At 60.6% G+C, this 12,568-nt stretch carries 10 protein-coding genes; 2 read left to right on the top strand and 8 right to left on the bottom strand.

Annotation, left to right across the window (positions count from 1 at the left end):
- Window positions 1-74: 74 nt before the first annotated feature.
- From ACA071_RS16575 to ACA071_RS16545, 7 genes are all read right to left on the bottom strand, one after another.
- A complete protein-coding gene (locus ACA071_RS16575; protein ID WP_497640148.1) occupies window positions 75-1,700 on the bottom strand; it encodes an ABC-F family ATP-binding cassette domain-containing protein in 1,626 nt (541 codons plus the stop codon).
- A gap of 167 nt (window positions 1,701-1,867) precedes the next feature.
- Window positions 1,868-2,905 (bottom strand): DNA topoisomerase IB, encoded by a 1,038-nt coding sequence (locus tag ACA071_RS16570; RefSeq protein ID WP_497640147.1) that lies wholly within the window; start codon window positions 2,903-2,905, stop codon window positions 1,868-1,870.
- Window positions 2,906-2,980: 75 nt separating this feature from the next.
- Complete coding sequence (gene modC, locus ACA071_RS16565; protein ID WP_497640146.1) at window positions 2,981-4,060, bottom strand: molybdenum ABC transporter ATP-binding protein; 1,080 nt, start codon at window positions 4,058-4,060, stop codon at window positions 2,981-2,983.
- Window positions 4,061-4,063: 3 nt separating this feature from the next.
- Window positions 4,064-4,744, bottom strand: a complete 681-nt coding sequence (gene modB, locus ACA071_RS16560; protein ID WP_497640145.1) for a molybdate ABC transporter permease subunit — start codon at window positions 4,742-4,744, stop codon at window positions 4,064-4,066.
- Window positions 4,745-5,512, bottom strand: a complete 768-nt coding sequence (gene modA, locus ACA071_RS16555) for a molybdate ABC transporter substrate-binding protein (protein ID WP_497640144.1) — start codon at window positions 5,510-5,512, stop codon at window positions 4,745-4,747.
- Window positions 5,513-5,837: 325 nt separating this feature from the next.
- A complete protein-coding gene (locus tag ACA071_RS16550; RefSeq protein ID WP_497645324.1) occupies window positions 5,838-6,902 on the bottom strand; it encodes an NAD(P)H-dependent flavin oxidoreductase in 1,065 nt (354 codons plus the stop codon).
- Window positions 6,903-7,370: 468 nt separating this feature from the next.
- Entirely contained in the window at window positions 7,371-9,815 is a 2,445-nt protein-coding gene (locus tag ACA071_RS16545) for an autotransporter (RefSeq protein ID WP_497640143.1), read from the bottom strand.
- A gap of 180 nt (window positions 9,816-9,995) precedes the next feature.
- On the opposite strand from ACA071_RS16545, the gene acuI reads away from it, so the two are divergent.
- Both acuI and ACA071_RS16535 read left to right on the top strand, forming a co-directional pair.
- Window positions 9,996-10,979 (top strand): acrylyl-CoA reductase (NADPH), encoded by a 984-nt coding sequence (gene acuI, locus ACA071_RS16540; RefSeq protein ID WP_497640142.1) that lies wholly within the window; start codon window positions 9,996-9,998, stop codon window positions 10,977-10,979.
- Window positions 10,980-11,041: 62 nt separating this feature from the next.
- Entirely contained in the window at window positions 11,042-11,500 is a 459-nt protein-coding gene (locus ACA071_RS16535; protein ID WP_497640141.1) for a GyrI-like domain-containing protein, read from the top strand.
- Here ACA071_RS16535 and ada read toward each other — a convergent pair.
- The gene (gene ada, locus ACA071_RS16530; RefSeq protein ID WP_497640140.1) at window positions 11,497-12,564 is read right to left on the bottom strand and encodes a bifunctional DNA-binding transcriptional regulator/O6-methylguanine-DNA methyltransferase Ada; all 1,068 of its coding nucleotides are present in this window, start codon (window positions 12,562-12,564) and stop codon (window positions 11,497-11,499) included. The genes ACA071_RS16535 and ada overlap by 4 nt on opposite strands.
- Window positions 12,565-12,568: the final 4 nt, after the last annotated feature.

Below are 12,568 nucleotides of genomic sequence, written 5' to 3'. Positions count from 1 at the left end.
GTTCAGATCAACTATAGAAGCCCTTTGCGATCGTGCAAAAAATAGACAGGTCAGTTCGTCGGCTGTCTGCTTGATCAATCGCCGAAAGGTAGTAGCTGCCAGCCCGTCGGACTCCATTTTAGAGCGTGAGTGGGTGCCAGCGCCGCGAGAAACGCCTGGTCATGGGATACCGCGATGATTGCTCCAGGGAAATTCCGTAACGCATGTTCGAAAGCCTCGATGGACTCAAGGTCCAGGTGATTGGTTGGCTCGTCGAGCAGCAACAATTGCGCCGGTATTTTGCGCCAGAGCGCAATGGCGATGGCCGCTTTGAGGCGCTCGCCGCCACTGAGCGCACCGCTTGGCCGCGTGACTCGGCGTGCGTCCAGTCGCAACTGAGCCAAATGACTGCGCAGTGCACCTTCGGTCAACGGCGTGTCGAGCAAGCCCAATTGCTCGACGATAGAGCGCTGATCATCGAGTAAAGCCAGTTGCTGATCGAGAAAGGCGCTGGGTACATGGGTGGTGCACTCGCCCGTGCGCGGTGGAAATTCGCCAGCGAGCATGCGCAACAAACTGGATTTACCACAGCCATTCGGTCCGCTGACGGCGATGCGCACTGGGCCGGCAATCGACAACGTTAGTCGGGACGCTGACCAAGGCAGTCTTGCATCCACCAGTGTCAGCACCTGCCGAGTGTTGGGCACTGCAGTGCCTGGCAGGCTCACCACCACACATTCTTCGGGCAGGACCTTGGCAGTGGCCTCCCGCACCTGGGCATCGAGTCCGTTTTTACGGGTTTGATGCGTCTGGCGTACCGGCCCCATGGCGTCTCTGGCGGCGCCTTTCATCTTGGCCTTTTCAAAGCCTGAGACATTGGCGCTGTCGGCCTTCTTAAGTGTGCCAGCGGCATGGCGCTGGATCGTGTCGTGTTCGCGCTGCAAGCGGTTACGTTCGCGATTGCGCTCGGTTCGGGCTTGATTGAGGACCATTTGCGCGGCGGCCTGATCGATCTCCCGTTGAGCCTGGAACGCTTGGTAGTTGCCGCCAAAGACCGTAGCCCCGAGCGGTGTCAGTTCGACAATTCGTAGTATGCGGTTCAGTAGCTGCCGGTCATGGCTGATCACGATCAAACCGCCGCGCCACTGCTCAAGCTTACGCATCAACCAGCGACGTCCGTCGGTATCGAGGTGGTTGGTGGGTTCATCCAGCACCAACAGTTGCGCCTGGCTGAGGAGGGCGCCGATCAGGGCGATACGTGCTTGCTGGCCGCCGCTCAAGTGTTGCGTCAGATGCTCGGGACCGATATCCGCCAGTCCCGCCTCATCCAGTAACAGGCGCAAGCGTTCGGGCAGGTCCCAGCGGTCCGCCAGTGTGTCGAAATCTTCGCTTGAGGCATTGCCGAGGTTTAGCCGGGCTAGGGCCAGGAGTGCTGGCGCGCAACCGCTGGCATCGGCAACGGTTTGTCCTTCAATGGTTGGAAACGTTTGCGGGACATACCCAACGCGGCCCTGGCAGGTCAGGCTACCAGCGGTGGGATTGAGTTGCCCGGCGATCAATCGCCCGAGGACGCTCTTGCCGACGCCATTACGGCCGACGATAGCGGTAGGAACGCGGTCGAAACTGAGGTTCAGTGAATCAAAAATTGTCTCGCCGTTGGCGAACTGAAAACCCAGTTGGTTCAGGGAAACGAGTGCAGGCAGACGCGTGACGTGAGTCATCGGCACCTCCGGAAAATGTCGAAAAACCAACAAGCGCCGTTGGCAGCTTGTCGCGGAAACATTTTTGGAAGGCTCAGTTGTTCACGTTTGCGGTCGTCCTGGGGAGGTGAGGGTGGTTAGGCTAGACGAGGCCTCGGATTCGATCAAGGCCTCCTACGGGGCGGTGTTCAGGGTTTTTCTGCAGCGGCGACCATTTGTTCGAGAAAAATCGCCAGCCCGACTTCTTCGGCCCTCAAGCCTTTGCGCACCCTCGGTCGCGGTAATTGAGCCAATGCCCCCAGCATAAATCCATCCAGCACCGCCGGGTGGATGTAGCATTTTCGGCACACAGCCGGGGTGTTGCCCAGCTGTTTGGCGACGTTCTTCACCATCTCCACCACATGCCGCTTGGCATCGGATTCCGGTTCCCATTGCAGCTCTCGCAACACCGCCAACGCCAGCGCGCTGCCGGCCCAGGTCCGGTAGTCCTTGGCGGTAAAATCAGCGCCGGTAAGGGTCTGCAGGTAGGCATTGACGTCAGAGGAGCTGACCGTGTGGCGCTCGCCATTTTCGTCGAGGTACTGAAACAGGTTTTGCCCGGGGATTTCCAGGCAACGCTTGATGATCCGTGCCAGGCGCCGGTCTTTCACGGTGATCTGATGCTCGACGCCGCTCTTGCCGCGAAACTGGAACAGGATCGCACTGCCATTGACCTCGACGTGGCGGCTGCGCAGGGTGGTCAGGCCATAGGAGCGGTTGTCGCGGGCATATTGGGTGTTGCCGACACGAATCAGCGTCGCATCGAGCAAGGTGATGACCGTGGCCATGACCTTGTCGCGGCTGAAGCCGGGCGCCGCCAGCAGCGCTTCCAGTTGCTTGCGCAGTTTCGGCAGGGCCAGGCCGAAATCCCTTAGACGTGAATACTTGTCGGCATCGCGCACTTCGCGCCAGCGCGCGTGATAACGGTATTGCTTGCGGCCCCGGGCATCGCGGCCGGTGGCTTGCAGATGGCCGCGCGGGTCGGCGCTGATCCACACGTCTACGTAGGCCGGTGGCACCGCCAAGGCGTTGATGCGTTTGATTTCGTCGGGATCGGTGATGCGCTGGCCCGCTGGATCGAAATAACAGAACTTGCCGCGCAGTTTTTTGCGGGTGATGCCGGGCTGGGTGTCATCGACGTAATGCAGGTCGGGCGGCAACACATCGGTCAGCGCGGTATCGGGCATGGCGGTAGTCCTTGGCAGCGAATCGAGGGCTTGTACAGCCATTGACCGCGCGCTATCGCCGTGGTGCCAACAGATTCAGGCCAGCACTGCCACCGCTTTGATCTGCGCCCAGAGCTGCTGGCCGGGATGGATGCCCAGTTGATCGCGGGAGTAGCGAGTGATGCGTGCCAGCAGCGGCGTGCCGGCAGCATCCAGGCGAATCAGGACGTGGGCGGCGTTGTCGGCGCCCAGTTCACTGATGACCGTGACCGGCAGGCGATTGAGGATGCTGCTTTGCTCGATGCTGTGCAGACTCAAGCTGACATCTCGTGCCTGCACCTTGCAGCGCAACGCCTGGCCTTCGGTCATCGGCGAATGGGCCACGCGGATGCTCAGGGTGGTGTTCGGCAGTTGCAGGGTCAGCAGTTGATAGTCGGCGTCGTAGGCGCTGACGTGTCCTTCAATCACCACGCCCGCGTCGTCACCCAGTGCCAGCGGCAGGTCGAGGCGAGCCAGGGTTTCGCCGATCGGGCCGCTGGCCAGGGCTTTGCCGTCGCTGAGCAGGACTATGTGGTCGGCCAGGCGCGCGACTTCATCCTGGGAATGGCTGACGTACAGCACCGGAATGTCCAGTTCATCGTGCAGCCGTTGCAGATACGGCAGGATTTCGTTTTTGCGCTGGCTATCCAGTGCCGCCAGCGGTTCGTCCATCAGTAGCAATTTCGGGCTGGTGAGCAAAGCGCGGGCGATGCCGATGCGCTGGCGTTCGCCGCCGGACAGGTGTTGCGGATGACGGTCCAGTAGATGACCGATGCCCAGCAGCTCTGTGGCATGGGCCATATCGACCCGGCGCTGCTGTTTCGGGATGCGCTTGAGGCCGAACTCCAGGTTCGCCAGCACCGACAAGTGTGGAAACAGGCTCGCCTCTTGAAAGACGTAACCGATGGCGCGTTTGTGCGGCGGGACGAAGACCTTCTTGCTGCTGTCCTGCCAGACCTCATCGTTGACCTGGATGAAGCCTTCTTCGGCCTTCTCCAGACCGGCGATACAGCGCAGGCAGGTGGTCTTGCCCGAGCCGGAATGACCGTAAAGCGCAGTGACTCCACGGCCGGGCAATTGCAGGTCCAGATCCAGGTCAAACCCCGGGTATTTGAGTTTCAGACGCGTATGAATCATCAATCAGCACCAACCCGCTTTGGTTTTACGGCTGGAGTAGAGCGCCAGCAACACCAGGAAAGAGAACACCAGCATCGCCCCGGCCAGCCAATGGGCTTGGGCGTACTCCATAGCTTCGACGTGATCGTAGATCTGCACCGACACCACGCGGGTCTTGTCCGGAATATTGCCGCCTATCATCAGCACCACACCGAATTCGCCGACGGTGTGGGCGAAACCGAGAATCGCGGCGGTGATGAAACCGGGACGGGCCAGCGGCAGGATCACGCTGAAAAACGTGTCCCAGGGGTTGGCGCGCAACGTGGCGGCCACTTCCAACGGGCGAGTACCAATGGCGGAAAATGCGTTTTGCAGCGGCTGTACCACGAACGGCATCGAATAAAGCACTGAGCCGATCACCAACCCTGCAAAACTGAACGTCAGGGTGCCCAGCCCCAGTGATTGGGTGAATTGGCCGATGAACCCGTGGGGCCCAAGTGCCAGTAACAAATAAAAGCCAATCACCGTGGGTGGCAGCACCAGGGGCAGGGCGACGATCGCCCCGACCGGGCCGCGCAACCAGGAGCGGGTGCGCGACAGCCACAACGCAATCGGAGTGCCGATTATCAACAGGATGACGGTCGTCAGGGACGCCAGTTTCAGGGTCAGCCAGATGGCGGAAAAATCGGCACTCGTCAGCGTCATTTAGAGTTGGTAACCGTAGGACTTGATGACAGCAGCGGCTTTCGGCCCTTTAAGGTATTCAACCAGTGCCTTGGCGGCCGGGTTGTCTTTGCCTTTGTTGAGGATCACCGCGTCTTGTTTGATCGGGTCGTGCAGGCTGGCGGGAACGATCCAGGCCGAACCGCTGGTGACTTTGCCGTCTTTGTAGATCTGCGACAAGGCCACGAAGCCCAATTCCGCGTTGCCGGTGGAGACGAACTGGTAGGCCTGGGTGATGTTCTGGCCTTCAACGATCTTGCCCTTGACCTTGTCGGTCAGACCCTGCTTGGCCAGTACCTGGGTTGCGGCCAAGCCGTAAGGCGCGGCTTTCGGGTTGGCGATGGACAGGTGCTGGTATTCGTTCTTTTTCAGTACTTCGCCCTTGGCGTCGACGTAACCTTCCTTGGCCGACCACAGCGCCAGGGTGCCGATGGCGTAGGTGAAGCGCGAGCCTTTGACGGTGTCGCCTTCGGTTTCGAGTTTTTGCGGGGTGGTGTCGTCTGCCGAGAGGAACACTTCGAACGGCGCGCCGTTCTTGATCTGGGTGTAGAACTGACCGGTTGCGCCATAGGCTGCCACCAGTTTGTGCCCGGTGTCTTTTTCGAAGTCGGCGGCGATCGCCTGGATCGGCGCAGTGAAGTTGGCGGCAACGGCTACCTGGACTTCATCGGCCTGGGCCGAGCCGAAAGCGAAGACAGCGAGCAGGCTCGCTAGACAAGTAGGGGCAAAACGTGAGGCACGAATGGTCATGAAACGGCTCCGTGGTAGGCAAGTGCAGTGGGCAGTTTTTATAGGGGGGAACTGCGCCGATGCGAAGGTGAAACGCTATATATCGGAATATATAGCGAAATGCCTGTAAACGGAACGTGTCAGATTTTAAGCGGTACGCGATCTTTGTTCCGATATGGGAAACGCTCGATTTTTGTAGCAGCTACCGAGCCCGCGAGGCTGCGTTCGAGCGCGAAGCGGTCGTGGAGTCAGGCGGCGCGAAGTTTCAGTTGAACCGTGTATGCAGGTTTGACGACGGCTTCGCCGCCGAACGCCGCCTCGCGGGCTTGGCAGTTGCTACAGCGGGTCATCGCCAAGTCAGTTTTGCCAACGCTTCCTCAGCCAATCGCCGGGTCAATTCAGCGGCAGGCATCTCGATACCCAGCCTGAACGCCTGCCCGGCCCACAAATTGGCGAAATCCGCCGGATCCTTGGCCCGCAACGGCATCAGCGCACCACCGGCCAGTGGAAAGGCCGGGGCTTTGTTGCTGATGGGGCCGATGTCACGCATCACTCGATTCAGAATTCCCCGCGCCGGGCGTCCGGTGAACAGATTAGTGAGCGCCGTCTCACTTTCCTTGGCCGTGCGCAACGCCTTGTGGTGGGCCGCGCTGATCTTGGCTTCCGGTGTAAACAAATAGGCTGTGCCCACTTGTACCGCCGCGGCGCCCAGGTGAAACGCGGCGGCAATCCCCCGTGCGTCAGCGATCCCGCCCGCGGCAATCACCGGCACGTTCACCGCATCGACGATCTGCGGCACGAGCGCGAACGTGCCCACTTGGCTGCTCAAGTCATCGCTGAGAAACATCCCGCGATGACCACCGGCCTCGTAGCCCATGGCAATGATCGCGTCGCAGCCGTGTTGCTCCAGCCAGACTGCTTCTTCAACGGTCGTAGCGGAGGAGAGGATTTTTGCCCCGGTGGCTTTCACCCGATCCAGCAGCGATTTCTCTGGTAGTCCGAAGTGAAAACTCACGACCTCGGGGCGAAACTCTTCGACCACTGCGCACGTCGCGTTATTGAATGGCGCACGATTGGACACTGGCGTCGGCGCGTCGAAATCAACACCCAGTTCGCGGTAGTAAGGTTCCAGCAGATGCTTCCAGTCCCGAGCCTTTTGCTCATCCGGCGCCGGTGGCTGATGGCAGAAAAAGTTGACGTTGAAGGGGCGCTGGCTGTGTTGGCGGATGGATTTCAACTCTTCGCGTAACTGCTCGAGGCTCAGCAGCGCGGCGGGCAATGAGCCCAGGCCGCCTGCGTTGCTCACGGCAATCACCATGGCTGAATCGTGAGCGCCGGCCATGGGCGCCTGGATGATCGGCAACTCGATCCCTAGCAGGTCAAGAATGCGGGTGTCAGGCCACTGGCTCATTTGAATGCTTCTCCGACGTCGACAGTAATGACCGTTTTGTAGCAGCAATGACAGGTGGCGGACCAGTTTGTTTTTCTGAATGGCCGGCGTCGGTTTTTCTGAAGGGTGTTTATGCCGGCGGCAGCCAAGGTGCCGCGAGTGCCAAAGCGCCATGGCCGCCGCATCCTTGAGCAGTCCATAACCGAGCACCTTGCCGAGCACGTTGTCTTCCAGCGCATTGAGTAGCGCGGTGCCCGGACGGGTCTTGGCCAGCAGCCTGGCGAAAAAGCAGATCAACACCAACACCACCAGCGCCACCACGGTGAACATCGGCAGCAGTTTGTGGCTCGGTTCGCGCAGCAGGTGAACGGCTTTCTCCAGCAGCACAAACACCAGCACCAACGGCAGGATAAACAGCAGTCCTCCGGCGACTGTGGTTTTGATAAAACGAAACATGGCGGCCCTTCAACGAATATTCAGCAGGCCAACTCAACGGCGATTCAGCCCGCCGCCTCCACCGCCAAACGACCGATTCATGGCCCGAGACGAATCGTGATAATTGTTGAAGCGTTCGTTGCCGGACGTACGCGCCGCCGACTCACGATTGAGGTTTTGCAACTGGGCGGTATTCGCCGGGTTGACCCGCGCCGCGCCGCCCTTGACCATCGATTGCCAGCCATCATCAGTCTTCTTGTAGACGTTGCCGTCATGCCCGGCGTAAACGTTATCCCCCACACGAGCAGCGCCGCTGTTGCGTCCGCGTACACCGCCGTACTGGGTGGTGTTACCGGTGTTGGGGTTGTAGACGGCGCCGCGATTGGCGGTCACCTGGGTGCCGTTTCGCACGTTGCCTGCCGTCACTTTCCCGCCTGCAATCGCGCCGCCGTTGGGACCGACAATCTCGCCGCTGCGCCCAGCGGCGTAGTTGCCGGTATAGACGTTGTGCACCGCGCCACGCTGGCCGGCCGTGGCGATACCGGTTCGGGAATTGTAGGAAGAACCGACCTGACCGGCCCAGCGATTGCCGGTCCAGGCGTTGTAGCCGGCGCCGTAACGGCTGACCGAAGCGCGATCACCCCATTGGCGGTAGATGTTGCCGGTGCTGCCAGCCCAGCCACCGGGGCCCCAGGCGACCGCGCCGCCATGATAACCATAAGCCGCGCCGCCCCAGGGCATTGGCGCCGGGTAAAGGTGGGGCCCCCAAGCGTAACCCCAGCCGTAATTGCCCCACCAAGGGTAGGCGCCCCAACCCCAGCCCATGGCCACTGTGCTGCCGCCCCAACTCCAGCCAAAACCGAAACCGAAGGTCCAGCCCGTCCATGGGGTGTAGCGAATAGCGACGCCAAAACCGTAGGTCACCGGCGGCCCGTACCAGACACTGCCCACCCACGGCGTATACGGATAACCGGTGCCATAGACCACCACGCCGCTGGCCGGATCTACCGTCGAGCCTTGATACCCCGGTGTATAACCGACCACTACGGTATCGCCGTTAGCCTCATAGACTTTTACGTAAGTGATGTAGTGCATCGGCGAGCTGGGCGGAATCGAGTAAATCACCGCTGGCACCGAGGTCGCGACGGACCATGGGCCTTGAACCGATGTGGCGCTGAACCAGATTCCGTTCTCGACCGCGTACCAACTCTTGGCGTCGACCATGATGATTGGAGTCGGCGTATTGACCACGTATTGCAGCGGCGTCCCGCTGATGGCCTTGAGCTGCGGCTGTCCGTCGAACTGCGGCGCAGTCATTTTCACCTGGCTTTTCTTGATCGCCGAGGTCTGCGGGATGGTTGCCGCAATCGCCGCTTCCCGGGCCTGGGGCGTACCGGCCACCGAGGCCTTGACGTTCTCTTTCGCACTGTCGTCAGGAATGTTGGCGAAATCGGCGGGTAATTTATCCGCCGGAGCGAAGGTCCACGGGCCTTTCATGTCAGTCGCTTTGAACCAGCGCCCGGAGATCAGTACGTAGCTGTCCTGGTCGCCGATTTCCTTGAAGATATGCCCGGTCGTGTTGGTGACATAGAGCAATTGAGTGCCCTGGATCGGCTGCCATTGGGGCGCGCCATCGGTCACGATCAGTTCGGTGGGTGTCGTGGCGATATGGATCTGTGGGACCGGTGGTTTGGCCAGCGTAGGAATTTTATCCTTCGGATCGCTCTGGCCGGTCAGCAAGTCGACCTGGCGGCTCTGGATCGCGGTTTTCTTGGCTTTTTCCAGATCGGCTGAAGGCGAGGGCAGCGGCGCGTACTGCCCGCCCAGTTCATCGGCGACCATCCAACCGTCGAACACATGCAGATAGTGTTTGCCCTGGGCATCGTTGAGCAGCAGCGGCCGGGTGTTGATGATTCGCTGCAACGCTGTGCCGTCCACCGGCCGATAAGCCGGCTCTCCGTCGATGTACACCAGCAGCGCCGGCACATCGGACGTGATGATTGTCGGTGGGGTGTTTTCGATTGGATCGCTGCTGGATTTCTGCTCGGCCGCGAGTACGCCGACGGCGGCTTCGAGTTGGTCCAGGGAAATGGTTTTCTTGCGATTCGCCGCGTCTTTTTTCAGGGCCGCGACCCAGGTGTCGGCCTGCGCTGCGCTGGACGGAAAATCCGCTTTGGTCAGGGTGTATTGATCTAGGGCGACCCAGCGCGTGGCCTTGTCCACCAGGGTATGGGCGCTGAACTGCACGATGCCGTACGTGGATTTCCCGTCGGCGCCGGTGGCCTCGACCGCAGCCCGCGCTTGCAGGGTATAGCCGTCCCAACTATCAAGTTGCGGCTGATAGATCGTCAGTTTGGTATCACCGGCTGTCATCACTTGCGGCCACGTCGGGGCCGCTACGGTTTGAGCGGCGGGAGCTGTCGGCTGTGCAGCCTGGACGTTGCTGAACGCCACCAGGCACAGCATCAGCAAAACGCTAAACGAGCGAAGGTAAGGCATTGTCAGCTCCACCGACAGGGCGGTTTTTCAGACATTTCAGGGCCGCGAAAAAAAGCATAGCCGCCGGTCAGGGAAACGCTCGCCGGAAATCGGGATTGGATGAAAGTCGGGTAGGGCAATGTGTTGCTTTGTGTTATTTCAATGACACCATCACCTCAGCGAACCCATTGGGAGCCAGCAATGTTCAAAGGTATTTTGATCGACAAAGACGACAGCGGTTACCGGGCCACACTGCAAGAGATCAATGACGATCAACTGCCCGAGGGCGACGTGACGGTGCGCGTGGCGTACAGCACATTGAATTTCAAGGATGGCCTGGCGATCACCGGCAGCAGTCCGGTGGTGCGAAAATTCCCCATGGTGCCGGGGATCGATCTGGCAGGCACTGTCGAATTCAGCGAGCATCCGGACTACAAGGTCGGTGACCAGGTTGTGCTCAATGGCTGGGGCGTGGGTGAAGGCCATTGGGGCGGATTGGCGCAGAAAGCGCGGCTCAATGGCGACTGGCTGATTCCCCTGCCCAAGGCGTTCACGACAGCTCAGGCCATGGCCATCGGCACGGCCGGTTACACGGCAATGCTCTGCATCCTGGCGCTGGAGCACAACGGCGTGACCCCGGCGCAGGGCGAAGTGCTGGTAACCGGCGCCAATGGCGGTGTCGGCAGTTTCGCTATCGCGCTATTAAGTAAGCTCGGCTATCGAGTGGTGGCGTCGACCGGCCGCACCTCGGAGCACGACTATCTGAAACAGTTGGGCGCCAGTGAAATCATCGACCGCGCGACCCTGTCCGAACCGGGCAAACCGTTGGCCAAGGAACGTTGGGCGGCGGTGATCGATTCGGTCGGCAGTCATACCTTGGCCAACGCCTGTGCCAGCACCAAGGCCAACGGCACGGTCGCCGCGTGTGGCCTGGCTCAAGGCATGGATTTTCCGGCTTCCGTTGCCCCCTTCATTTTGCGCGGCGTGACCCTCTCCGGGATCAATAGCGTGACCCAGCCCAAAGCCAAGCGCGTGCTGGCCTGGAATCGTCTGGCCGAGGATCTGGACTTCGCGTTGTTGCCGCTGATCAGCCATGAAATCGGCTTGAGCGAAGCGATCGAGGCGGCACCGCGCTTGCTCGCCGGTCAGCTGCGGGGAAGGGTTGTCGTCGACGTCAATCGCTGACAAGGTAGGCGCCGTTGCGGCTCGTCAGGGCCGCAGACCTCAATAAAGGGAGTGGCGTCGCAATGGAAGTCAAACAAGTCTACGTAGCCCCGTTCACTGTTTCCGGGCTACAGGTACGCACCCGCAATAGCGCAGAGCAAATCGCTGAAACGGCGAAGATTGGTCCGATGTGGGGGCGTTTCTACAGTGAAGGGTTGATGGCGCGTATCGCGCCGCAGCAAGCCGGCTCACCGGTTTACGGCGTATATTCCGGCTATGAATCCGATGCCTCGGGGGCGTTCGACGTCACCGCCGGGATGGCTGTCGAGGAACCCGCGCCAGGTTACGAGACCATCAATATCGAAGAAGGCCGGTATCTGGTATTCGAAGGCAACGGATTGATGCCTGATGCCGTTATCAATGCCTGGCAATTTATCTGGAATTATTTCCAGGCCAACCCGCAGATCGAGCGCCGGTTCATTACTGACTTTGAAGCCTATACCGGCCCGGAGTCAGTAGCGGTGCATATCGGCATCGTCTAAGGCTGGGTTTCACGCTCCAGCAACTGCCGTTTTCGCTCCACGCCCCAGCGATAACCCGACAGGTTGCCGTCACTGCGCACCACCCGATGACACGGGATCGCCACCGCAAGACTGTTCGCGCCGCAGGCCTGGGCCACGGCGCGCACGGCTTTCGGTGAGCCGATGCGTTGGGCAATATCGGCGTAACTGGCGGTGCTGCCGGCGGGAATCTCCCGCAAGGCTTGCCAGACGCGCTCTTGAAACGCCGTGCCGCGTAGGTCCAGAGGCAAGTCCAGGCCGATGGCTGGCGCTTCGATAAACCCGACAACCTGGGCGATCAATTGCTCGAACCCGTGATCAGCGCCAATCAGGTTGGCGCGCCGAAACTTGTCCTGCAGATCGCACACCAGTTGGTGCGGATCGTCCCCCAGTAAAATCGCGCAGATTCCCCGTTCACTTTGCGCCACCAGAATCGCACCCAAAGAGCACTGGCCGACGGCAAAGCGAATGTCGTTGTTCTGGCCCTCAGCGCGGTAGTCGCCGGGTTTCATGCCCAGCAACTGATCGGCGGCTTCATAAAATCGGCTGTTGGAATTGAAACCCGCGTTATACAACGCATCAGTCACCGAGCCGCCATCGCTCAAACGCTCGCGCACCCGGCGTGAGCGGTGCGCGCTGGCGTAGCCCTTGGGTGTCAGGCCGGTCACGGCTTTAAACACACGATGAAAGTGGAAACTGCTCAAACCTGCGGCATCGGCGAGTTCGCTCAGCGCCGGCAAGTTCTCGGCCGACTCGATCTGACGGCACGCGGCCGCCACGGTCGCGGCATGTTGTGCGGCGACCTCGCTTTGATCCTTCGCGGCCCGTTTACTCGGACGATAACCCGCTGCCTGGGCTTGTTCGGCGGTATCGAAGAATTCGACGTTCTGCGGTTTCGGCAGGCGCGCCAGGCTGCTGGGGCGGCAATAAATGCCAGTGGTTTTCACCGCGTAGACAAACTGCCCGTCAGCCTTGGGATCACGCGCGACGACGGCGGCCCAGCGGGGGTCATTCTCGGTCGCGATTTTGGTCGAAGAGATTGTCATGGTT

The organism is Pseudomonas sp. LBUM1646, assembly GCF_059716165.1.
The sequence above is the reverse complement of the archived record's forward strand: the minus strand, read 5'-3'. Positions and strand labels throughout refer to the sequence as shown.